This is a genomic window from Pseudomonas sp. CBS, assembly GCF_024734645.1.
GTDB lineage: Bacteria > Pseudomonadota > Gammaproteobacteria > Pseudomonadales > Pseudomonadaceae > Aquipseudomonas.
Map to the genome: position 1 here is coordinate 4,691,193 of NZ_CP102929.1, position 21,603 is coordinate 4,712,795.

The following is a 21,603-nucleotide window of genomic DNA, read 5'->3' on the forward strand; positions in this document are numbered from 1 at the left end:
TCACCAGATGTATTGGCTGATCCACCGCTTTCGCGAGCAAGCCCGCTCCCACATTTGTTATGTGTGCAGGACGTACTGCCCGGTAAAGGCCACGGCTCGCTCTTCACTGCCCTCGTTGACGATCCATGTCTCCAGCGTCAAGCGCGCCCGGCCATACCGTTTATAGGTCGCCAAAAACCGCTTCCACACCTTGTCATCCGGTGCCTGGCAAATCGCCGTCGCATCGGTAGTCACCGGCAGCGGATAACTGATCTGCCCTTCCTGAATCACGATGTGCCCGTCTTCGATCCCTTCCTCACGCAACTGCAAATGCAACCAACCCCAACCTGCAAGCACGGCGCCGCAATAAAGGCTGCCACCAAACATGGTGCTCTTGTGGTTGATGTTGGCGTCGAGCGGCAAGTGCAGTTGCAGTCGCCGGTCCTGCCAGTCGATAACCTTGAGACCCATTTCCCGGGTCAAGGGAATGTCGTGGTGAAGGATCGATTCCAGGTAACGGCTATCGCGACTCATGGTGGCCTCGTGGCAGGTGGAAAAGGGTCATTCGTCGTCAGCGTGGCTGTTGCCGCTGTCAGCGAAATTCAGTCCGTGCTTGCGCAGTTTGTCGTGCAGGGTTTTACGCGGCACACCGAGGGCTTCGGCAAGACTGCGCATGGAGTTGTGGGTGCGTGCCAGCTCTGCGGCGATCAGGCTTTTTTCAAACTGCTCGACCTGTTCGCTCAACCCCCCGGGGGTGCTGGTCAGGACACTGGCTGAAGGGCTGTCCGAGGTGCTGTCCAGCGCCAGTTCAAGGCCAAGGGCAAAACGCTCTGCGGCGTTTTGCAGCTCGCGCACATTGCCTGGCCAGCTGTGACGCAACAGCAGCGCGCGTTGCCCCGGTTGCAGCTCTTTCATCGGTAGCCCGTGGCGGGTGCTGGCTTCGTCGGCAAAGTGCTGGAACAGCATCAGCGCATCCTCGCCCCGCTCACGCAGCGGCGGAATGCGCAGGGGCGCGACGTTGAGGCGGTAATACAAGTCGGCGCGGAAGCGGCCCTGGTCGGCGGACTGGCGCAGGTCTTCCTTGGTGGCGGCGATGATGCGGATATCCAGCGGGATCAACTGATTGCCACCAAGACGTTCCACCACGCGCTCCTGCAACAGTCGCAGCAGCTTGACTTGCACATCCAGGCTCATGCTTTCGATTTCGTCGAGAAACAGCGTGCCGCCATTGGCAAATTCGAACTTGCCGATGCGCCGCTTCTGGGCGCCGGTGAAGGCACCTGGCTCATGGCCGAACAACTCGCTTTCCACCACCGATTCGGCCAAGGCACCCGCGTTGATTGCCACAAACGGGCCGGTGCGGCGGTTCGACAGGTCGTGCAGCGCGCGGGCCACCACCTCTTTACCGGCGCCGGTTTCGCCGAGGATCAGCACGTCGGCCTTGGTCGCCGCCAGCGCACCAATCTGTTCGCGCAGGCGCAGCATTTGCGGGGAGTGCCCCACCAGGCGGGTGCTCAATTGTTGGCGGTCGCTCAAGGCCAGGCGCAGGCTGCGGTTGTCCAGCACCAGGCGGCGCAAGGCCAGAGCGCGGCGCACGCTGTCGAGCAGGGCGTCGCTGGCGAAGGGTTTTTCCAGGAAGTCATAGGCGCCGGTGCGCATCGCCTGTACCGCCAGCGGCACGTCGCCGTGGCCGGTGATCAGCAGCACCGGCAGTTCCGGGTCCTGGGCGTGGAGCTCCCTCAACAGTTCCAGGCCGTCCATGCCGGGCATGCGGATGTCGCTCACCACAACCCCCGGCCAGTCCCGGGACAGGCGCGCGGTCAGGCCCTGGGCTTCGCCGAGGGTCAGGACTTTCAGCCCGGCCAGGTCCAGGGTCTGGCACAGGGCCTGACGCAGGTGTGGATCATCGTCGATCAACACCACCTGAATCTGGTTATCGATACTCATACACTGCGGTCCTCGGACGGTTGCAGACTGACACCCGGTGCTCCGGCGCGCAGTTTCAAGGTTAACAGCGCGCCACCTTCCTTGTGGTTAGCGAACAACAGTTCACCGCCGAAGGCGCGCATCAGGGTGTCGCAGATCGCCAGGCCCAACCCCAGGCCCTGGGTGCGGGTCTTGGTGGTGTAGAAGGGCTCGCTGGCGCGGCCCAGGGCTTCCATGCAGAACCCCGGGCCATTGTCGCGAATGTACAGGTTGACGCCCTGTTCGGTGGTTTCGGCGCTCAACCAGAGTTTGCGCGGCGGGCCTTTTTCGGTCAGGGCGTCAAGGGCATTGGCCAGCAGATTGCCCAGCACCTGGCGCAGGCGGGTTTCGCCGGCGGCGACCCACAAGGTGGCCTCGGGCAGGTCGCGGATCAGTTCCACTTCCATCGCCCGCCGCCGTTTGGCCAGCAGCGCCAGTGCATCGTCCAGGGCCGGTTGCAGGGCCACGCTTTCCGGCGCATGCCGGTCGCGTCGGGCGAAGGCGCGCAAGTGGGCGATGATCGAGGCCATGCGCCCGGTCAGTTCGCTGATCAGCTTGAGGTTGCCACGGGCGTCGTCGGTGCGCTCATGGTCGAGCAGAATCCCGGCATTTTCCGCGTAGCTGCGAATCGCCGCCAGCGGTTGGTTGAGCTCGTGGCTGATGCTGGCCGACATGGTGCCCAGCGCGGAAAGCTTGCCCGCCTGCACCAGGTCATCCTGAGCCCGCACCAATTCCTGCTGGGCATGTTCGCGCTCCAGCACTTCCTGCTTCAGCCGGCGGTTGAGGCCTTCCAGGTCGCTGGTCCGCTCGATCACGCGCATCTCCAGCTCGCGACGGGCCTTGGCTTCGAAGGCGATGCGTTCAAGGTAGTGACGGCGGCGCTGCATCATCAGGCCGAGCAACAGCATCAGCACCAGCAAGGCGGCGCCACCCACAGCGACCACGGTACGCACCGGACGGCTGATCAAGGTACGCGGCGCGAGAATCTCGACTTTCCAGCCGGTTTCGGCAATGTCGGTGGACTGGCGCACCCAGGCTGTGGAACTGAGGTTCAGCGGCTGCGGGTCGCGGGTCGGGTAGGGCTGGATGGCGATGATGGCGCGGCGTTCTTCGTCCGTCAGCGGGCGGGTGGCACGGAATCGCCATTGCGGGCGCGAGGTCAGGATCACCACGCCGTTGTGGTCGGTCACCAGTAATTGTTCGGGGGTGTTGCCCCACAGGCTTTCGGTGTGGTCCAGGTCGACCTTGACCACCAGCACACCGATGATCCTGTCGCCATCGCGCACGGCGGCGGCGAAGAAGTAGCCGCGCTTGGCCGAGGTGGTGCCCAGGCCGAAGAAGCGCCCCAGGCGCCCGGCCATGGCTTCGCTGAAATACGGGCGGAAGGAGAAATTACGCCCGACGAAGCTGTCCTGCTTGTCCCAGTTGGACGCGGCGAGGGTTTTGCCGGTGGTGTCCATCAGGTACATCACTTCCACCCCGGCCTGGGCGGCGACGTCCTTGAGCAGGTGGTTGGCGTTGACCAGGTTGGTGCTGACCTGGGGGGCGTCGATGGCGGTACGCAGGGCCGGCAGGTCGCCGAGAATTTGTGGCAACACTTCGTAGCGGTGCAGGGTGCCCAGCAGGTTGGCGACGTACAGGTCCAGCGTCTGACGGTTCTGACCGGCCAGTTCGCTGCGGTAATAGCGCTCGGCCAAGTGCTCCAGCGGCCACAACAACGGTGCCAGGCACAGCGCCAGCAACGCCAGGCTGCGCCAGCGGGGTCTTCGCGGAAGGGGTGGAGTCATGGGAGTCATGCGCCTGTGGGTACAGGCGCATTATGCCTAGTGCTGCTCGGCAAGACACTCGCGCAATGCGTCGCGCCACTGCGGTTGCGAGACGTGCCACTGCTGTTGCAGGCGGCTGCAATCCAGGCGCGAGTTCAGCGGGCGTTTTGCCGGGGTCGGATAGGCGCTGGACGGAATCGGTTCCAGCTCGGCGCAGGCACGGCCGTTGGCCTGTAGTTGCTCGCCGATGGCCTGGGCAAAACCGAACCACGAGGTCTCGCCTTGGGCGGTCAGGTGATAGACACCCCAGTCCCCGGCCTGGCCTGCTTGCCAGCGTTCGATCAGGGCACGGGTGCTGTTGGCGATGGTCCCGGCCCAAGTCGGCGCACCGATCTGGTCGGCGACGATGCGCATCTGCGGTTTTTCCTGCAGCAAGCGTTGCATGGTCAGCAGGAAGTTTTTGCCATGGGTCGAGTAGACCCAACTGGTGCGCAGAATCAGGTGCTTACCGCCGACTGCGGTGATCGCCTGTTCACCGGCCAGCTTGCTTGCGCCGTAGACGCCCAGCGGGTGGGTGGCGTCGTCTTCGTTGTAGGGCGCGGCCTTGCTGCCGTCGAACACGTAGTCGGTGGAGTAGTGGATCAGCGGAATGCCCAGTGCCTTGGCTTCCTCAGCGAAAACGCCGGGCGCGGTGGCGTTGATGGCGAAGGCCACGTCCGGTTCGCTCTCGGCTTGATCCACCGCCGTGTGGGCGGCGGCATTGATGATCAGGCCGGGGCGATGGGCGCGTACTTGCTGGCGGATCTGCTCGGGGTGGTTCAGGTCCAGCTGGTCGCGACCCAGCACGATCAACTCGCCCAGGCCCTGGAGGCGCTGTTGCAGCTCCCGGGAGACCTGACCGTGTTGGCCGCTGATGAGGATTTTCAACGGTGCGTTCATGGAAAGAGGTCGGCCTCTTGCAAGCTTTTACCGGCCTGGTCTTTGGCGGACAGTTGCGGCGCCTCGGTCAGTTCCCAGTCGATGGCCAGCGTCGGGTCGTTCCAGAGGATGCAGCGCTCGGCACTCGGCTGGTAATAATCAGTGGTTTTATAGAGGAACTCGGCGTAGTCGCTCAGCACCACAAAGCCATGGGCAAAACCTTCCGGTACCCACAGCTGGCGATGGTTGTCGGCTGAAAGCCGCACGCCCACCCACTGTCCGAAATTGGGCGAGCTGCGGCGAATGTCGACGGCCACATCCAGCACTTCACCGGCAGTGACGCGCACCAGTTTGCCTTGGGTGTGTTCGAGTTGGTAATGCAGACCGCGCAGCACGCCTTTTTGCGAGCGGGAGTGGTTGTCCTGCACGAAATCACGCTTGAGCCCGGTGGCCTCTTCAAAGGCCCGGGCGTTGAAGCTCTCGTAGAAAAAGCCGCGCTCGTCGCCGAACACTTTCGGTTCGATGATCAGTACGCCTGGCAACGAGGTGTCGGTGACTTTCATTTACGCTCCCCGACCAGTGAGTACAGGTATTGACCATAGCCGGTCTTGCCAAAGTATTTAGCTCGCTCCAGCAGGTGGTCGCGGTCGATCCAGCCGTTCTCGTAAGCGATTTCTTCCAGGCACGCCACTTTCAAGCCTTGGCGGTGCTCGATGGTCTGTACGTACTGGGAGGCTTCCAGCAGGCTGTCATGGGTGCCGGTGTCGAGCCAGGCGAAACCACGGCCGAAGCGTTCGACATGCAGGTCGCCGCGCTTGAGATAGGCGTTGTTGACGTCGGTGATCTCCAGTTCGCCGCGCGGCGATGGCTTGACCGCCTTGGCGATCTCAATCACGTCGTTGTCGTAGAAGTACAGGCCGGTCACCGCATAGCTGGATTTTGGCTTGGCCGGTTTTTCTTCGATGGACAGGGCTCGGCCTTGTGCGTCGAAATCGATTACGCCGAAACGCTCCGGGTCGTTGACCCAGTAACCAAACACGGTCGCACCGGACGGGCGCTCAGCAGCCGTGCGCAGTTGGTCGCCGAAGTGTTGGCCGTGGAAGATGTTGTCGCCCAGGATCAGGCACACCGGATCATCACCGATAAACTCTTCGCCAATCAAAAACGCCTGGGCCAGGCCGTCCGGGGACGGCTGCTCTGCATAGGTGAAGCGCACGCCAAACTGGCTGCCGTCGCCCAACAGATTGCGGTATTGCGGCAAGTCCACCGGGGTGGAAATCAGCAGGATGTCCTTGATCCCGGCCAGCATCAGCACCGAGATCGGGTAGTAGATCATCGGCTTGTCATACACCGGCAACAGCTGTTTCGAGACGCCCAGGGTAATGGGGTGCAAACGAGTGCCGGAGCCACCGGCCAATACGATTCCCTTCATCATGCGATCAAATCCTTAACGTCAGTGTTGCCCAATCGTTCGCCCTGATAACTGCCGTCCTGGACCCTGCGGCACCATTCCAGGTTATCGAGGTACCACTGCACGGTTTTGCGCAGGCCGGTTTCAAAGGTTTCTTCAGGCACCCAGCCCAGTTCGCGTTCGATCTTGCTGGCATCGATCGCGTAGCGCTGGTCGTGGCCTGGACGATCCTTGACGAAGGTGATCAGGTCGGTAAATTTTTCAACGCCGGCCGGCCGCTGAGGCGCCAGCTCTTCCAACAGGCCGCAGATGCTGCGCACCACGTCGATATTCTTCTGCTCGTTATGGCCGCCGATGTTGTAGGTCTCGCCCACCACACCTTCGGTTACCACTTTGAACAGCGCGCGGGCGTGGTCTTCGACGAACAACCAGTCGCGCACTTGCAGGCCATCGCCATATACCGGCAACGGTTTACCGGCCAGGGCATTGAGGATCACCAGCGGGATCAGCTTCTCGGGGAAATGGAACGGCCCGTAGTTGTTCGAGCAGTTGGTCAGCAATACCGGCAGGCCATACGTGCGCTGCCAGGCGCGGACCAGGTGATCGGACGCGGCCTTACTGGCCGAGTAAGGCGAGCTTGGCGCGTAGGGCGTGGTCTCGGTGAACAGGTCATCGACGCCGTGCAGGTCGCCATACACTTCATCCGTGGAAATGTGGTGGAAGCGGAAGGCGCTTTTGGCCGGCTCTTCCAGCTTCTGCCAATAGGCGCGGGCGGCCTCCAGCAGGCTGTAGGTGCCGACGATATTCGTCTGGATAAAATCCGACGGGCCGTCGATGGAACGGTCCACATGGGATTCGGCCGCCAGGTGCATGATCGCGTCTGGCTCAAAGCGCGCGAGCACGGCGCTGACGGTAGCCTGGTCGATGATGTCGGCCTGGACGAACTCATAGCGGCTGTTGCTCGCGACGCTGGTCAGCGACTCGAGGTTGCCTGCATAGGTCAGTTTGTCCAGGTTGAGCACTTCGTGCTCGGTGTGTTGAATCAGGTGCCGGATCAGAGCGGAACCGATGAATCCGGCGCCGCCGGTGATGAGAATGCGCATGTCGGAAGCCCTTTTCCTTAGACGGACATTAAGCGAATGGAGCATAGCTTGAGTTGTGGCGCGAGACGGTGCAAGGGGTGATGGCAATTTGCGTGCCGAAACACCGCATTTGCAGGGGTTGCATAACCCCCGTCAACAATGGCGATATAGGCGCCTGATACAGACACCAGGGGTCGTCATATGTTGCTCGCCACGTTGATTCATCGCGCCAGCCTGTCCTGCCCGCAAGTCGGGCCGGAGCCTGCGGCGCAGCTACTGGAGCAGCATTACGGCCTCGGCGGGGCGATGCAGTCCCTCGGCAGCCAGCAAGACCTCAACTACCGCATCGACAGCGACCGTGGTCGTTTTGTGCTGAAAATCTGCCGGGGCGACTATGCCGCTGTCGAGTTGCAGGCCCAGCACGCCGCCCTCAAGCATCTGCAGGAACATTCGGACGTACGGGTGCCAAGAGTGATTTCGGCTCTTAATGGTGAAGAACTGCTGACCGAGACGGTCGCCGGTCAAACCGTGCACCTGCGGCTGCTGGATTACATCGACGGCCAACCGCTGACTCACTTGCCTCATTTAGGCCGTGAAGTGATCGCAGGCTTCGGCGAACTCTGCGGGCGGATGAGTCAGGCGCTGGCCGCTTTCGAACATCCGGGCCTGGAGCGGACCCTGCAATGGGACCCGCGCCACGCCCTTGAGTTGATCACCCATTTGCTGTCTACCCTCGAAAACCTCCCGCATCGTGCCGAGTTTGAGCACGTGGTGGAGCAGGTCGAGCGCCGCGTGCGGCCTTTGGCTGACCACTTGCCGTGGCAAGCCGTGCACATGGATATCACCGATGACAACGTGGTCTGGCAGCGCGATGCCCAGCGGCATTGGCAGGTCCAGGGTGTGATCGACTTCGGCGATCTGGTACGCACCTGGCGCATTGCCGACCTGTCTGTGACCTGCGCGGCGCTGCTGCACCATGCCGAGGGCGATCCGTTCGCCATTCTGCCGGCCATTCAGGCATGCCACGCGATCACCCCGTTGCAGCACGAAGAGTTGCAGGTGCTATGGCCGCTGATTGTCGCGCGGGCGGCGGTGTTGGTGCTGAGCAGTGAACAGCAGCAAAGCCTGGACCCGGATAACGCGTACCTGTTGAAGAACGCCGAGCATGAGTGGGAAATTTTCCGCGTGGCCACCTCGGTGCCTATTGAGTTGATGGAGGCGGCGATTCTTGGCTGTGTCGGTGTCGAGTTGTCACCCATTGCCGGCGAGGGCTTTGCGCCATTGTTACCGAGTTTGGTCGGACGTGAATTTGCGCTGATCGACCTGGGCGTACTCAGCCCGCATTTCGAGGCGGGGAACTGGGAGCAGGAAGGCATTGATCGGCGGCTTTTAGAGGAGGCGGCCTTGGTGCATGGGCTGGCAGCCAGTCGTTATGGTCAATATCGACTTTCCCGCACCCAACCCGACAGCGCCGTGGAACCGGACACTTTCCCGCTTCACGTAGAACTGCATATGCCCCTGGGCGCCACGGTGGAAGCACCGTTCGCCGGCACCTTGCGCTACGCGGCCGATGGTCTGCTGTGCCTGCACAGCGCGCAGTTGAGCGTACGGTTGTGGGGCGTGAATGCCTTGTTGCAGCACGGTGCCGCAGTGGTAAAAGGCCAGGTACTCGGTGAAGTTGTCGCACCGCTGATCGTGCAACTGTGCCGCGCCGAGCTTGAACCGCCGCTGTTCTGCACGCCTTCCCGGGCTGCGGCCTGGCAGGTGTTATGCCCATCCCCGGCCACTTTGCTCGGACTGGCGTGCGATGCCGAGCCGGAGTTGGACCCCGAAGTACTGCTGGCCCGGCGCGACGCCAGTTTCGCCCGCTCGCAGAAGCACTACTACGTCGACCCGCCGCGCATCGAGCGCGGCTGGCGCAATCACCTGATCGACATGCAGGGCCGTTCCTACCTCGACATGCTCAACAACGTCGCGGTGCTCGGCCATGGTCACCCACGCATGGCTCAGGTGGCGGCGCGGCAATGGTCGCTGCTGAACACCAACTCGCGCTTCCACTATGCAGCGATTGCCGAATTCTCCGAGCGTCTGCTGGCGCTGGCGCCGGATTCCATGGACCGGGTGTTCCTGGTCAACAGCGGCACCGAAGCCAACGACCTGGCGATTCGCCTGGCCTGGGCCTACAGCGGCGGGCGCGACATGCTGAGTGTGCTGGAGGCGTACCACGGCTGGTCGGTGGCGGCGGACGCGGTGTCGACCTCAATTGCCGACAACCCCCAGGCCTTGAGCAGCCGCCCGGACTGGGTGCACCCGGTGACCGCGCCGAATACTTATCGCGGCGAATTTCGCGGGCAGGACAGTGCCCCGGACTATGTGCGTAGCGTGGAACATAACCTGGCGAAAATCGCCGCGCAGAACCGCCAGCTGGCGGGCTTCATCTGTGAACCGGTGTATGGCAATGCCGGCGGGATTTCCCTGCCGCCCGGCTATTTGCAACAGGTGTACGCCCTTGTCCGGGAACAGGGCGGCGTGTGCATCGCCGATGAAGTGCAGGTGGGTTACGGCCGCATGGGCCATTTCTTCTGGGGCTTTGAAGAGCAGGGCGTGGTGCCGGACATCATCACCATGGCCAAGGGCATGGGCAACGGCCAGCCATTGGGCGCGGTAATCACCCGCCGGGAAATTGCCGAGGCGCTGGAGGCCGAGGGTTACTTCTTCTCGTCCTCGGGAGGCAGCCCGGTGAGTTGCCGGATCGGCATGGCAGTGCTGGACGTGATGGAGGAGGAAAAGCTCTGGGAAAACGCTCAAGTCGTGGGCGGACATTTCAAGGCGCGTCTGGAGGCGTTGGTCCAACAGTATCCATTGGTGGGCGCCGTGCATGGTTCCGGGTTTTACCTCGGGCTGGAACTGGTCCGCGACCGGCAAACCCTGGAACCGGCCACCGAAGAGACCGCCGTGCTGTGCGACCGGCTGCGGGAGCTGGGGATCTTCATGCAGCCCACTGGTGACTATCTGAACATCCTCAAGATCAAGCCGCCGATGGTCACTTCACGGCAGAGCGTGGATTTCTTCGTCGACATGCTGGCAAAGGTGTTGGACGAGTCGCTTTAAACATTTGTTGGGGTAATTCGATTGTTATCGGTAATTTTCCGGTAATTTATGATTAGTAGATGTAAATCGTCTTTTAAGGTCGATTTTTATCCGATATAAAGGCGCCATGCTCACGCAGCCGTCCCAGGAGATTTTTCATGACCACTTTGCACAGCACCCCCCGCGCCGACGGCTTCTACATGCCTGCCGAATGGGCGCCACAAACCCAAACCTGGATGATCTGGCCCGAGCGCCCGGACAACTGGCGCCTGGGCGGCAAGCCGGCGCAAGCCGCCCACGTGGCGGTGGCCAAGGCCATTGCACGCTTTGAACCGGTGACCGTGGCCGTCTCGGCCGGCCAGTACGAAAACGCCCGGGCGCGCCTGGACGTGCCGAATATTCGCCTGGTGGAAATGTCCAGCGACGACGCCTGGGTACGCGATACCGGGCCGACCTTCGTGATCAACAATACCGGCGAAGTGCGTGGCGTGAACTGGGACTTCAACGCCTGGGGTGGTTTTGACGGCGGCCTGTACTCGCCGTGGAACCGCGATGCCCAGGTGGGTGGCAAGATCCTTGAGATTGAGCGCAGCCCGCGTTATCGCACCGAAGGTTTTGTGCTGGAAGGCGGTTCGATCCATGTCGACGGCGAAGGCACCCTGATCACCACCGAAGAATGCCTGCTCAACCGCAATCGCAATCCGCACCTACAGCGTGAGGAAATCGAAGCGGTGCTCAGCGCCAACCTGGCTGTGGATAAGATCATCTGGCTGCCGGATGGCCTGTTCAACGATGAAACCGACGGGCATGTGGATAACTTCTGCTGCTACGTGCGCCCGGGTGAGGTGTTGCTGGCCTGGACCGACGACCCGCAAGACCCTAACTACGCACGCTGCCACGCCGCCATGGACGTGCTGCAAAGCAGCACTGACGCCCAGGGGCGCCCGTTCACAGTGCATAAAATGCCGATCCCGGGGCCGCTGTATGCCACCGAGGAAGAATGTGCAGGCGTTGATCCGGTAGACGGCAGCCAGGAGCGCAATCCTAGCGTGCGGCTGGCCGGTTCCTACGTCAATTTCCTGATCGTCAACGGCGGCATCATCGCGCCGAGCTTCGACGACCCGCTGGACAGCCGTGCCAAGGAGATTCTGCAGAGCCTGTTCCCGCAGCACGAAGTGGTGATGGTGCCTGGCCGCGAACTGTTACTGGGGGGTGGCAACATCCACTGTCTGACCCAGCAGCAGCCGGCTCCGCACAAAAACTGAGTGCACTTGTAACAGCTTGATGCCGGATTGAACGGTAATCGGGCGTGTTGCAGTTTGCGCGCTTACAGCAAGCCCACGGCCCGTCAGGTTCGTGGGCTTTTTTGTGTCCATGTGCCTATAAACCGGGCACATTGGCATAGCTCTTGTATCGCTGTTGGGACAGAGAACACGGTGTATGACTAGGCGGTTCTGTCATAAACCTTGAGTAAGTTAGCCGCTCATGCAGTTGGAGAGAGCGCTGAAATGAATGCCGATATCAACCTGATGTACACGCGCACGTTCCACCCTTTGCGGGTGAACGGTGACGCGATCCATGCGCTGGCGCTCTGGTTGAAGGAAAACGGTTCAAGGCAGATCAGGACGCCCGACCCGCGCCGGGTGATGAGCGAACGGTACCCGGTGGGGCTGTTCAGCGAGGATGAGGTGCAGGCGTTGTGTGAATTGATGGGCACCTTGTAGGAGCGAGCTTGCTCGCGAAGGGCGTTAACGATGATGCGGGGAGCCTGACTCCCCGCAGCGACCTCAGGTTTTTCGCGAGCAAGCTCGCTCCTACAGGAACTGTTAGAAGCTGTAGGTACCGGTCACCACCAGACTGCGCGGGTCGCCGAGCTGAATCTGCGCCGCACTGGTCGCTGACGCGTAGTACGTCTTGTCGCTGATATTGTTCAGCGCCGCCCGCACATCCCATTCCTTCTGCCGGAACCCGGCCAGTGCGTCCCAGCGCCCATAACCCGGCAACACCACCGTGTTGGCGTTGTCTGCGTAACGATCACCCACCAATGTCAGCCCGGTTTCCGCATACCAACCCATCTCCGGTTTCCAGGTCACGAACAGGCTGGCATTACGCTTGGCCACATCGCTGATGCGCTTGCCTTCAAAGCCATTGTTGTCCTTCACCACCTTGGCGTCCTGCACGCCAACGCCACCACGTACGTACCAGTTGCCGACGATCTTCCCGGTCGCGGTCAACTCCACACCACGGGAGCGCTGCTCACCGCTGAGCAAGGTGATGGTCGGGTCCAGCGGGTCGCGGGTGCGGCGGTTGTAGAGTTCCAGTTCGTACACCGCCAGGGTGGTGCTCAGGCGGTCGTCGAGCCAGTCGCTCTTGACCCCGATTTCCTTCTGTTTGGTCAGCTCCGGGCTCAGGTCGTTGGCGTTGCCCGCCGCGTTGGGCGTGATGCCGATCAGGCCACCGCCGGTAGGCGAGAAGGTCTTGCTCCACGAGGCATAGAACGAATGGTGTTCCAGCGGCGTCCAGACCAGGCCTACGCGCGGGCTGGTGCTGTGGCTCACGACCTGTTCCGAGGCGTTGGTCAGTTTGTTGGTGGACTCCACATCAAACCGGTCATAGCGCAAACCGGCGAGCAGTTGCCAATGGTCGTTCAGGCGCAGTTGGTCCTGCACATACAGGCCCTGGCTTTGCGCTTCGGTGTGACTGCTGCTGAAGGCGGGCAGGCGACCGTAGTGGCGCAGGTCCGTGTTGGGGTTGTACACATCCACGCTCGGCACAGCGGCGAGGGGCGCTCGATAGAGTTTCGGGTCGCGGCGCTGGCTGCCCAACTCCACGCCGGTCAGCAAGCGATGCTCCAGGCCAAAGGTGGTGAAACCGCCTTCCAGCTCGACGTTGTTGAAGAGGTTGCGTGTGGTCAAGTCCTGCTGCCAGCGCTGGCGCCCGACCTTGTTGGTTTTTGGGTCGTAGCTGACGGCATAGGTGTTATCGAAGTCGCTGTCGAGGGTGAACACGCCCAACGTATGGCGCAGTTGCCAACTGTCGTTCAGCTCATAGGCAAGCCGGGAGCGCAGGGATTGGGACTTGTCGTCGATGTAATCGCGCTTGTCACCATAAGTAGTGCCGCGGCTGACATCCGCCGGGCGCCCGTTGACCCCGGGAATGCCACGGTCCGGTGTGCGGTTGTAGCGGCTGTATTCGTACTGCACCAGCCAGTTCAGGTCCGGGCTCAGTTGCCAGCTCATGGACGGCGCAAACAGCTGGCGATTGCCGCTGACGCCATCGCGGAAACTGTTGTTGTCCTCGTTGCCCATGTTCAGGCGCAGGCTGATGTTATCGGTGACGTCGGTGCTGAGGTCGGCGTACAGGCTGCGCAAATCATTGCTGCCGCCCTGGGCCTCGATGCTGGAGGCGCGACCGGCCTGGGGCAGCTTGCTCACGCGGTTGACGATGCCGCCCTGGCCGCCACGGCCGTACAACACCGCTGCCGGGCCCTTGAGCACTTCGATGCGCTCGATGTTGTGCAGGTCGCGCACGTATTGGCTGTCGTCGCGAATACTATCCAGGTAGAAGTCGTTGCTGGCGTCGAAGCCACGGATGCGCAGGCTGTCGAAACGTGTGTCGGCGCCGCTGCTGACGTTGGGTACACCGCTCAACGCCTGGCCCAGGTCATTGGTCCCGTAAGAGCGCAGGTTGTCGGTTTTCACCGAGTCGATAGCCTGGGGTACATAACGCACGGGCGTAGCGGTGCGGGTGGCGGTGCTGGTTTCCTTGACGCGCGGGTCGTCCTCGTCGGCTTCGGCACTTACGGAGGTTTCCGGCAGGACGGTTGCAGCGCAGGCAAATCCGGCAGACAGCAGGACAGAGAGCCCAAGGGTAATGGGCGTCAGGCGGAAGGCAGGCATCGGGGTGTGTGTCCAAAAAAGGTTGGCAGGATAAAAGCGCGTTAATGGTAATGCTTACTATTTGCGCAGGTTATCTATTCCTAAACGTACCCTTCAGAAAAACTGTTACGGCGTATGTTTTCCAGGGTTATTCGACCGATTCTCGAAACAGTCTGAAAGCCAATCCAGGGTTTTTCCTAACTGTGCGTGAGACTAATCTGCCGGGCATCAACGTCCATCGGAGCCCTTCATGTCAGCTGCCACGCTTCATTATATTTACGACCCGCTGTGCGGCTGGTGTTACGGCGCCGAGCCGCTGCTGCACGCCGCCCATAGCGTGTTGCCGATCCAGTTGCACGGTGGCGGGATGATGACCGGCGCCAATCGCCAATCCGTATCGCCGCAGTTACGTGACTACGTCATGCCCCACGACCGGCGTATCGCCGAGTACACTGGGCAACCCTTCGGAGAGGCATATTTCGAAGGCTTGCTGCGCGATCACGATGCGGTGTTCGATTCAGCCCCGCCGATTACTGCAGTACTGGCCGCTGAAAAAATCGCCGGTCGCGGCCTGGAGTTGCTGGCGCGTTTGCAGACTGCGCACTACGTCGAAGGCCGCCGAATTGCCGATCGCGACGTGCTGCGTGATCTCGCCGAATCCATCGGTTTGGATCCTCAAGTCTTCAACGCCGCCTTCAGCGAATTCCTGGGCGCAGACACTCAAGCACACATCAAAAACAGCCGCCAATGGCTGGCAAAAATCGGCGGCCAGGGCTTTCCCACGTTGGCCCTGGAGCAGGATGAGCAGCTGCACTTGATCGACATCAGCCCCTGGCTGGGCAAGCCCGAGGCCTTTGCTGAGTGGCTGAGACAAAGAGTCGCAATTTCGATTCAATCCACCCAATCGAGTGCACCAATGTGTGGCCTGCAGGGGTGCGAAGATCCGAGAAGTGCTTGATAGAGCCTTGGAGGGTGATGGCCATTTAATCTCTCTTAGACTTTTTTAGCCTAAATACAGAAGATTCACGAAATTGACACACAGTAAAGGGCGCGGATAGGATTCGCCCCAACGCCTGTGGCTAACCGCCATGACTTCTCCAATAAAAAAAGGCCCGCGGCATATTCAGTCGTCCGCGGGCCTTTTTTTATCTGGAGAGTCGACACCAGAAAAGCAACACGGAGCCTGGTGTCACAGAGCGTACTCAACCAGTAATAAGGAATATAAGAAAATGTTGAAGCAACGGATGGGGCTGATCGCTCTGGGGATTTTGAGCGCTACGCAAGCAATGGCTGATGACCAATCCCAATCGAAGGGTTTTGTTGAAGACAGCCACCTGAACATCGCGGCACGCAACGCTTACATCAGCCGCGACTACAAAAACGGCAAGCAAGACAAAGCTGAATGGGGCCAGGGCTTCATCGGCAAGTTCGAATCCGGCTTCACCCAAGGCACCGTCGGTGTGGGTGTGGACGTGATCGGCCAATACGCCATTCGCCTGGATGGTGGTAAAGGTCGCAGCGGCGCGGGTGGTATCGACTTCTTCAAACAAGGCGACAGCGGCGCAGCTGCCGACGACCTGGCCAAGGGCGGCGCAGCTGTCAAGGCACGCATCTCCAACACCGTAATCAAATACGGTCAGCAGATGCCAGCCGTGCCGGTCCTGCAGTACGACAACTCCCGTCTGTTGTCGGAAACCTACGAAGGTACTTCGATCGTTTCCAAAGAAATCGCCGGCCTGCAACTGGACGCGGGTCACTTCACCAAGGAAGCTCGCAAGAGCGCCGAAGGTTCCGACAGTGGCGCGCTGAAAAGCATCGACTACATCGGCGGTAGCTACAAATTCACCGAAAGCCTGTCGGCAGCGCTCTACGCTTCCAATATGCAGGACGTGCTGAAGAAGCAATACGTCAACGTCAACTACGTGCTGGCCCTGCCAGAGAAGCAATCGTTGACCTTTGACTTCAACGGCTACAAAACCAAGCTGGACCGCAGCTTCGCCCTGGAAAACCAAGGTGACGCCGACGCTCGCGACAACAAAATCTGGAGCCTGGGCGCCACATGGGCCGTTGGCCCGCACAGCTTCACCGTGGCTCACCAGCGCAGTACCGGTGACACAGGTTACCTGTACGGCGGCTACCGCAACGCAGGCGGCATCGGCGACGGTGGCAACACCATCCTGCTGGCCAACTCCTACTGGTCTGACTTCAACGGCAAGGACGAGCGCTCCTGGCAAGCAGGCTACGGCCTGGACTTCAGCGCTTTCGGCGTGCCTGGCCTGACCTACAACATCGCTTACGTGCGCGGCACCAACATTGACGACGGTTCCAACCGCGGCAGTGGCACCGAGCGTGAGATCTTCAACCAGTTCAAATACGTGGTACAGAGCGGTCCGGCTAAAGACCTGAGCCTGCGTGCCCGTGCGTCGTGGTTGCGCGTTTCCAGCAACGCCAGCAACTACAACGTGGGTGGTAACGAGATCCGCCTGTTCGCCGACTACCCAATCAACGTTTTCTAATTGATTCGGCGTCGCGCCTGATTCAAGGCGATAAAAAACCCCGACTGGTTCGGGGTTTTTTTATGCCTGCGCACCGGGCTATTGATTACACCGCATCACTAATGAAGTACTCCGCCCCACCTTTATCCACCTCAAGCAACCTCATAAATTGGCCTCACTGCCTGCCCACCACACCGATGGGCAAGTCACTGGAGCCTTGTCATGCCATTTGTCAGCGTACGTATCACCCGCGACGGCGTCACCTCGGAGCAGAAAGCCCAGGTCATTGCCGAAATCACCGAAACCCTCGAGCGCGTCCTTAACAAACGCCCCGACCTGACCCACATCGTCATCGAAGAAGTCGACACCGATAACTGGGGCTACGCCGGCATCACCACCACCCAGTACCGCAAGCAGCTCGCGGAAAATCCGTCATGAGCACGCCCGTCACCATCGACTTCATCTCCGACGTGGTCTGCCCCTGGTGCGCCCTGGGCGCCACTGCCCTGGAACAAGCCATCGACAACCTGGCGGGCGAAGTGAAGGTTGAACTGACCTTCAAACCCTTCGAACTCAACCCCGACATGCCGGCCGAAGGTGAAAACGCCGTCGCCCACATGATGCGCAAATACGGGCGCAGCGCTGAAGAAGTCGCCAGCGGGAAAAGAATGCTGATGGAGCGCGGCGATGCCATTGGCTTCACCTTCGACCTGGAAAAACGCAGCCACTTCTACAACACCTTCGACGCTCATCGGTTGCTGTTTTGGGCGTTGCAGCAAGGGCGACAGATCGAGCTGAAAAAGGCGCTGCTGCATGGGTATTTCACCGATGGCCAGAACGTCAGCGACCACGAAACCCTGGCCCGTTTAGCCGCCGAGGCCGGGCTGGAGATCGAAGGCGCACGACGGGTGCTGGGCTCTGCCGCTTACGGCAACGAAGTGCGCGAGCTTGAAGCGTTCTACCGCGAGCACGGCATCAACTCCGTACCGGCCATGGTCCTCAACGGCCGCCAGTTGGTCTCCGGGTCGCAATCCGTCAGTTACTACGAACAGATGCTGCGGGAAATGTCCGCCGCGGCTGCTTGAACCATCCCCTTTTCTATATAGAGGTTTCATCATGAGCAATTCGAAAAAAGTCGTTGTGATCACCGGCGCATCCCAAGGCCTCGGCGCGGCTGCGGTCAAGGCTTACCGCGAGCTGGATTACCGCGTGGTTGCCACCTCCCGGTCGATCAAACCGTCGACGGATCCGGACATCCTCACCGTGGCGGGCGACATCGCCGACCCGGCCACCGCCGAGCGCGTGATCCGCGAAGGCGTGGCGCGTTTTGGCCGCATCGACAGCCTGATCAACAACGCCGGCATCTTCGTCGCCAAACCCTTCACCAGCTACACCCACGAAGACTACGTGAACGTGCTGGCCGTGAACCTCAACGGGTTCTTCTATATCACCCAACTGGCGATTACCGAGATGCTGAAACAGGGCGCCGGGCACATCGTCAACATCACCACCAGCCTGGTGGACCACGCGATTGATGGCGTGCCATCGGTGCTGGCGTCGCTGACCAAAGGCGGACTGAACTCGGCGACCAAATCGCTGGCGATTGAATACGCCAAGCGCGGGATTCGAGTGAATGCGGTGAGCCCCGGGATTATCAAGACGCCGATGCATGGCGAAGAGACGCATGCGGCGTTGGGTAGCCTGCATCCGGTTGGGCATATGGGGGAGGCGCGGGATATTGCGCAGGCGATTGTATATTTGGAGTCGGCAGGGTTTGTGACGGGGGAAATTCTGCATGTGGACGGTGGGCAGAGTGCTGGGCACTAAGCGATACGGCTGAATAAAAAACGCCCCGAACCGTGATGGTTCGGGGCGTTTTTTTGGGTGGAGTGTAATGCGGTCAACCGACTGTTGTAGGGGCAACCTGCTCCAATGCCCGATCTGCCAGCAGTGAACTCAACTCGATCAATTGCTGAATTCCCAATGCCACTGCCCTTTTTGATCCTTCCAGCTCAAATGCCAGGTTCGAAACCATTTCGTTAGCCGACGAGAGTGTTTCTGCTGCATTGGCCAGCAGCGTTTCGGTGTCCACATCGGGACAACTCCCCGGTGTGGATCGGCTACGACCCCAGCCGCACCCGCGACGATGCGACCTGTGTGGTGGTGGCCCCACCGTTGGAGCAGGGCGGCAAGTTCAGGATCCTGGAAAAGCACTCGTGGCGCGGGCACTCGTTCACCTTCCAGGCCGCCCAGGACAAGAAACTGTGCGAGCGCTTCAACGTGCAATACATTGGGATCGATATCACCGGTGTGGGGTACGGCGTGTTCGACCTGGTGCGCGACTTCTTCCCGCGGGCCACGCCGATTCACTACAGCCTCGAAACCAAGAACACGCTGGTACTCAAGGCGCAAGACACCATTCAGGGCCGCCGCATCGAATGGGATGCCGGCTGGAACGACATCGCCGCCGCCTTCCTGACCATCAAGCGCGGCGCGACCACCAGCGGCCAGATCACCTACAGCGCATCCCGCACCGACGCCACCGGCCACGCCGACATTGCTTGGGCGGTCATGCATGCGCTGGCCCACGAACCCCTCAACGTCCACAAGAAGCGGCGCAGCCGCTGGTCCACCCTCGAAGGCAGCCATGAACGATCCCAAGCCACACAGCCCACCAGCGGCTCCCGGAAGACCCACGCGGAGCAATGTACGAGCATTCAGCTTCGGCGCCCCCGAGTCGGTGCTGACCGGCAACATGAGCGAATACCTAGGCGTGTTCGCCAGCGACGACGGGCAAATCTACACACCGCCCGTGTCCCGTACTGGCCTGGCCAAGATGCTGCGCGCCAACGCCCACCACGGCACCATTCCGCGCTTCAAACGCAACCTGCTGCTGCGTGACTTTGTACCGTCGGCGGGGTGCAGTGCGCAGACCATGGGCCGGGCGGCGCTGGATTTTATGGTGTTCGGCGAGGGGTATTTTCAGCGCAAGGCCAACGTCCTGGGCCAGGTACTGGAGCTGGAGCATCTGCCAGCACTGAACATGCGCAGAAAGGTTGGCGGCGGGTTTGTAATGCTGCTGCCCGGCGGCAAGCACCTGCACTTCGAGGAGGACCAGGTGGAACACGTCATAGATTACGACGTGGAACAGAGCATCTACGGTGTGCCCGACTACCTGGGCGGCATGCACGCGCTGTTGCTCAACGAGTCCGCCACGTTGTTCCGGCGCCGGTATTACAACAACGGCGCCCATGCCGGGTTCATCTTCTACACGAACGACCCGAACCTCTCGGAAGAGGATGAAGAACGGATGCAGACCCAGATCGGTGCGAGCAAGGGTGTGGGAAATTTTCGGTCGCTGTTCGTCAACATCCCGGGGGGCGGTGACAAGGCGATTCAGATCATTCCGGTGGGAGATATTGCGACCAAGGATGAATTTGAGCGGGTGAAGAACATCACGCGCAATGACGTGATTGCAGCCTGGCGGATGAACCCGGCGCTCGCGGGGTGCATGCCGGAGAATGCGGCGGGATTTGGGGATATTGAGAAGATTGACCGCGTGTATACGAATAACGAGATCAGCCCTATTCGTCAGCTATTTTCGCAAGTGAACGAGTGTTTACGGTCGGGTCGTAGGGTTAATTGGCGTTAAGTTAATATTGTCCATTTGCTATTGAGACGATTGCAAAGGGTTATAAAAAACTGTCATTTTTCACAGGTGTCAATGTCGATTTATAAATATACATTTAAGGTGTGGCGTCGAACGACAGAATATGAATTCTGTTAAATGATGGGTTTATTGAACAGCGCAACGTCGAGGAGTGCAAAATGCCAAATCCAAATGACGAATTTCCTCACATTATCGCAAAGACGCGAAACCAGCTTCTTAACATGAATTTTCCGTCTATAGATCGTGCATCGGTAGCGAAATATTTTCCCGCGGATCCATATAAAAAATTAGAGGTTATGAAGGCCGAAACGTTCGATATTGACCTTCAAAAAATGAAGACAGAAGATCCCGATCTTTATCGCGAAGTTGCAGATTTTTTGAAGTCAAATTGTAATATTTCGTTCAATGCTTATTGTTCTGAGGAGCAAGTCTCCAATAGTAACTCATTGCTTGATTATTCATATATGGTTGCTCAAACAAGTGACATAAATAAATACTTTAGAAATTGAATTTTTGCAGGTTTCGGCAAGAGGTCGGTAGTGGTCTGAAAATGTTGCGATAGAGTAGGGTGAATTAGGTTTCTAATTTACCCGGCTCTAAAACTAAAAGTAGCTATTTCTCGAAATCGCCGGACGGCCCAGCTGCTATCTGTAGGAGCGGTATCCTTTGAGGCTTTGACCGGACGCAGACGAAGCGAGGCTCTACTGTTCTGAGCTCTGAGCTGAGGGTGTGTCGTTGGAATCACGATGAGCACGCACTTGTTACAGTGATCAAGCGTTGCTTAAGTAAGCCCCCTTCCAAATCTTCTGAATTTCACGCGTATTGGCGCCACTATCATCCAAGCGCAGAACGCCCGACACGTAGCATCGGGCGGGCTAGGGCGGTGATTAGTGAGCGTCGGGCCCATCGGGCAATAACGCTTGGGATATGTCGTCAACGATTGCCTTGCCCATTTCGCCCAGGTAATGCGAGGCGAAGGCGTAGTGTTCGCCGTCTTTATCCATGGCGGCTTCGAGCGAAAGCACTTTGGCGTAGTAGAGCAAATGGGAGGCGTGTTCCAGCGCTTCTCGCAGCGGCACCCCTGCATTGACTCGCAATACTTTCATGTCGTGTTTGTTTTCTCCGCAGTCCGCGAAGGTGACCACGCCGAGGGTGGTTACTGAGTGGGGATCGTTCATTGCTGACCTCCCGACATCGGACGATGCAGGGTGATGCCAGCGGTGGGGGGTGAGATCTTCTCGTACGGCATAAGCTTGCTCCTTTGGTACAACCAAAAAGAGCTGCCATTTACGATTCCAAGCGTAAAGGTGGCAGCTGTACGCAGGTTGGAATCCGAGAAGAAGCGACTC

20 protein-coding genes and 1 pseudogene are annotated in these 21,603 nt (G+C 60.1%); 11 read left to right on the top strand and 10 right to left on the bottom strand.

The features are described 5' to 3' along the window. Window positions 1–57: 57 nt before the first annotated feature. Genes NVB75_RS21485 through rfbB form a run of 7 tightly spaced genes read right to left on the bottom strand, consistent with a single transcriptional unit; the run spans window position 58 to window position 7,142 of the window. A complete protein-coding gene (locus NVB75_RS21485) occupies window positions 58–513 on the bottom strand; it encodes a thioesterase domain-containing protein (protein WP_258343209.1) in 456 nt (151 codons plus the stop codon). Window positions 514–540: 27 nt separating this feature from the next. Next, window positions 541–1,926 carry a sigma-54 dependent transcriptional regulator gene (locus tag NVB75_RS21490; RefSeq protein WP_258343210.1) on the bottom strand — a complete coding sequence of 462 codons (1,386 nt, stop codon included), beginning with the start codon at window positions 1,924–1,926 and terminating at the stop codon, window positions 541–543. After that, window positions 1,923–3,731, bottom strand: a complete 1,809-nt coding sequence (locus NVB75_RS21495) for an ATP-binding protein (protein ID WP_258343211.1) — start codon at window positions 3,729–3,731, stop codon at window positions 1,923–1,925. Before NVB75_RS21495 ends, NVB75_RS21490 begins: the two co-directional genes overlap by 4 nt. 36 nt (window positions 3,732–3,767) lie before the next feature. Continuing rightward, the gene (gene rfbD, locus NVB75_RS21500; protein ID WP_258343212.1) at window positions 3,768–4,649 is read right to left on the bottom strand and encodes a dTDP-4-dehydrorhamnose reductase; all 882 of its coding nucleotides are present in this window, start codon (window positions 4,647–4,649) and stop codon (window positions 3,768–3,770) included. After that, on the bottom strand, window positions 4,646–5,191 hold the full coding sequence (rfbC, locus tag NVB75_RS21505) for a dTDP-4-dehydrorhamnose 3,5-epimerase (RefSeq protein ID WP_258343213.1): 546 nt from the start codon (window positions 5,189–5,191) through the stop codon (window positions 4,646–4,648). The genes rfbD and rfbC overlap by 4 nt, the downstream gene beginning before the upstream one ends. Then, on the bottom strand, window positions 5,188–6,063 hold the full coding sequence (gene rfbA / locus NVB75_RS21510) for a glucose-1-phosphate thymidylyltransferase RfbA (protein ID WP_063033570.1): 876 nt from the start codon (window positions 6,061–6,063) through the stop codon (window positions 5,188–5,190). The genes rfbC and rfbA overlap by 4 nt, the downstream gene beginning before the upstream one ends. Beyond that, window positions 6,060–7,142, bottom strand: a complete 1,083-nt coding sequence (gene rfbB, locus NVB75_RS21515; RefSeq protein ID WP_258343214.1) for a dTDP-glucose 4,6-dehydratase — start codon at window positions 7,140–7,142, stop codon at window positions 6,060–6,062. Before rfbB ends, rfbA begins: the two co-directional genes overlap by 4 nt. 180 nt (window positions 7,143–7,322) lie before the next feature. Here rfbB and NVB75_RS21520 point away from each other — a divergent pair, with 180 nt between their 5' ends. The 3 genes from NVB75_RS21520 (at window position 7,323) to NVB75_RS21530 (ending at window position 11,935) form a co-directional block, all read left to right on the top strand. Continuing rightward, a complete protein-coding gene (locus tag NVB75_RS21520) occupies window positions 7,323–10,232 on the top strand; it encodes an aminotransferase (RefSeq protein ID WP_258343215.1) in 2,910 nt (969 codons plus the stop codon). Window positions 10,233–10,369: 137 nt separating this feature from the next. Further along, window positions 10,370–11,476, top strand: coding sequence for an agmatine deiminase (aguA, locus tag NVB75_RS21525; protein WP_258343216.1), 1,107 nt, complete (start codon window positions 10,370–10,372; stop codon window positions 11,474–11,476). A gap of 243 nt (window positions 11,477–11,719) precedes the next feature. After that, entirely contained in the window at window positions 11,720–11,935 is a 216-nt protein-coding gene (locus tag NVB75_RS21530) for a hypothetical protein (RefSeq protein ID WP_167663014.1), read from the top strand. Between the two features lie 102 nt (window positions 11,936–12,037). On the opposite strand, the gene NVB75_RS21540 is transcribed toward NVB75_RS21530, so the two are convergent. Beyond that, window positions 12,038–14,110: a TonB-dependent siderophore receptor gene (locus NVB75_RS21540; protein ID WP_258343217.1), complete on the bottom strand. Its 2,073-nt coding sequence runs from the start codon at window positions 14,108–14,110 to the stop codon at window positions 12,038–12,040. Window positions 14,111–14,339: 229 nt separating this feature from the next. On the opposite strand from NVB75_RS21540, the gene NVB75_RS21545 reads away from it, so the two are divergent. From NVB75_RS21545 to NVB75_RS21565, 5 genes are all read left to right on the top strand, one after another. Next, window positions 14,340–15,047, top strand: a complete 708-nt coding sequence (locus NVB75_RS21545; protein ID WP_258343218.1) for a DsbA family protein — start codon at window positions 14,340–14,342, stop codon at window positions 15,045–15,047. 271 nt (window positions 15,048–15,318) lie between these two features. Next, complete coding sequence (locus NVB75_RS21550) at window positions 15,319–16,605, top strand: OprD family porin (RefSeq protein ID WP_258343220.1); 1,287 nt, start codon at window positions 15,319–15,321, stop codon at window positions 16,603–16,605. Between the two features lie 201 nt (window positions 16,606–16,806). Then, complete coding sequence (locus tag NVB75_RS21555) at window positions 16,807–17,022, top strand: 4-oxalocrotonate tautomerase family protein (protein WP_003218111.1); 216 nt, start codon at window positions 16,807–16,809, stop codon at window positions 17,020–17,022. After that, window positions 17,019–17,669, top strand: coding sequence for a DsbA family oxidoreductase (locus NVB75_RS21560; protein WP_258343221.1), 651 nt, complete (start codon window positions 17,019–17,021; stop codon window positions 17,667–17,669). The genes NVB75_RS21555 and NVB75_RS21560 overlap by 4 nt, the downstream gene beginning before the upstream one ends. 31 nt (window positions 17,670–17,700) lie before the next feature. Continuing rightward, on the top strand, window positions 17,701–18,411 hold the full coding sequence (locus NVB75_RS21565) for an SDR family NAD(P)-dependent oxidoreductase (protein ID WP_003218108.1): 711 nt from the start codon (window positions 17,701–17,703) through the stop codon (window positions 18,409–18,411). 73 nt (window positions 18,412–18,484) lie between these two features. Here NVB75_RS21565 and NVB75_RS21570 read toward each other — a convergent pair. Further along, window positions 18,485–18,682 (bottom strand): annotated as a pseudogene (locus tag NVB75_RS21570) (DUF6124 family protein); the annotation flags it as partial. An 11-nt stretch (window positions 18,683–18,693) separates the two neighbouring features. Here NVB75_RS21570 and NVB75_RS21575 point away from each other — a divergent pair. The 3 genes from NVB75_RS21575 to NVB75_RS21585 all read left to right on the top strand — a co-directional run bounded on the left by NVB75_RS21575 (window position 18,694) and on the right by NVB75_RS21585 (window position 20,763). Continuing rightward, entirely contained in the window at window positions 18,694–19,485 is a 792-nt protein-coding gene (locus NVB75_RS21575; protein WP_258343222.1) for a hypothetical protein, read from the top strand. Further along, the gene (locus NVB75_RS21580) at window positions 19,397–20,236 is read left to right on the top strand and encodes a phage portal protein (protein ID WP_258348708.1); all 840 of its coding nucleotides are present in this window, start codon (window positions 19,397–19,399) and stop codon (window positions 20,234–20,236) included. Before NVB75_RS21575 ends, NVB75_RS21580 begins: the two co-directional genes overlap by 89 nt. 176 nt (window positions 20,237–20,412) lie before the next feature. Next, window positions 20,413–20,763, top strand: coding sequence for a hypothetical protein (locus tag NVB75_RS21585; protein WP_258343223.1), 351 nt, complete (start codon window positions 20,413–20,415; stop codon window positions 20,761–20,763). Between the two features lie 378 nt (window positions 20,764–21,141). On the opposite strand, the gene NVB75_RS21590 is transcribed toward NVB75_RS21585, so the two are convergent. Further along, window positions 21,142–21,432: a DUF3077 domain-containing protein gene (locus NVB75_RS21590; RefSeq protein ID WP_258343224.1), complete on the bottom strand. Its 291-nt coding sequence runs from the start codon at window positions 21,430–21,432 to the stop codon at window positions 21,142–21,144. Window positions 21,433–21,603 lie beyond the last annotated feature (171 nt).

Coding starts and splice junctions, on each gene's coding strand:
- NVB75_RS21485 (WP_258343209.1), bottom strand. CDS start 513: ATGAGTCGCGATAGCCGTTACCTGGAATCGATCCTTCACCACGACATT.
- NVB75_RS21490 (WP_258343210.1), bottom strand. CDS start 1,926: ATGAGTATCGATAACCAGATTCAGGTGGTGTTGATCGACGATGATCCA.
- NVB75_RS21495 (WP_258343211.1), bottom strand. CDS start 3,731: ATGACTCCACCCCTTCCGCGAAGACCCCGCTGGCGCAGCCTGGCGTTG.
- rfbD (WP_258343212.1), bottom strand. CDS start 4,649: ATGAACGCACCGTTGAAAATCCTCATCAGCGGCCAACACGGTCAGGTC.
- rfbC (WP_258343213.1), bottom strand. CDS start 5,191: ATGAAAGTCACCGACACCTCGTTGCCAGGCGTACTGATCATCGAACCG.
- rfbA (WP_063033570.1), bottom strand. CDS start 6,063: ATGATGAAGGGAATCGTATTGGCCGGTGGCTCCGGCACTCGTTTGCAC.
- rfbB (WP_258343214.1), bottom strand. CDS start 7,142: ATGCGCATTCTCATCACCGGCGGCGCCGGATTCATCGGTTCCGCTCTG.
- NVB75_RS21520 (WP_258343215.1), top strand. CDS start 7,323: ATGTTGCTCGCCACGTTGATTCATCGCGCCAGCCTGTCCTGCCCGCAA.
- aguA (WP_258343216.1), top strand. CDS start 10,370: ATGACCACTTTGCACAGCACCCCCCGCGCCGACGGCTTCTACATGCCT.
- NVB75_RS21530 (WP_167663014.1), top strand. CDS start 11,720: ATGAATGCCGATATCAACCTGATGTACACGCGCACGTTCCACCCTTTG.
- NVB75_RS21540 (WP_258343217.1), bottom strand. CDS start 14,110: ATGCCTGCCTTCCGCCTGACGCCCATTACCCTTGGGCTCTCTGTCCTG.
- NVB75_RS21545 (WP_258343218.1), top strand. CDS start 14,340: ATGTCAGCTGCCACGCTTCATTATATTTACGACCCGCTGTGCGGCTGG.
- NVB75_RS21550 (WP_258343220.1), top strand. CDS start 15,319: ATGTTGAAGCAACGGATGGGGCTGATCGCTCTGGGGATTTTGAGCGCT.
- NVB75_RS21555 (WP_003218111.1), top strand. CDS start 16,807: ATGCCATTTGTCAGCGTACGTATCACCCGCGACGGCGTCACCTCGGAG.
- NVB75_RS21560 (WP_258343221.1), top strand. CDS start 17,019: ATGAGCACGCCCGTCACCATCGACTTCATCTCCGACGTGGTCTGCCCC.
- NVB75_RS21565 (WP_003218108.1), top strand. CDS start 17,701: ATGAGCAATTCGAAAAAAGTCGTTGTGATCACCGGCGCATCCCAAGGC.
- NVB75_RS21585 (WP_258343223.1), top strand. CDS start 20,413: ATGCCAAATCCAAATGACGAATTTCCTCACATTATCGCAAAGACGCGA.
- NVB75_RS21590 (WP_258343224.1), bottom strand. CDS start 21,432: ATGAACGATCCCCACTCAGTAACCACCCTCGGCGTGGTCACCTTCGCG.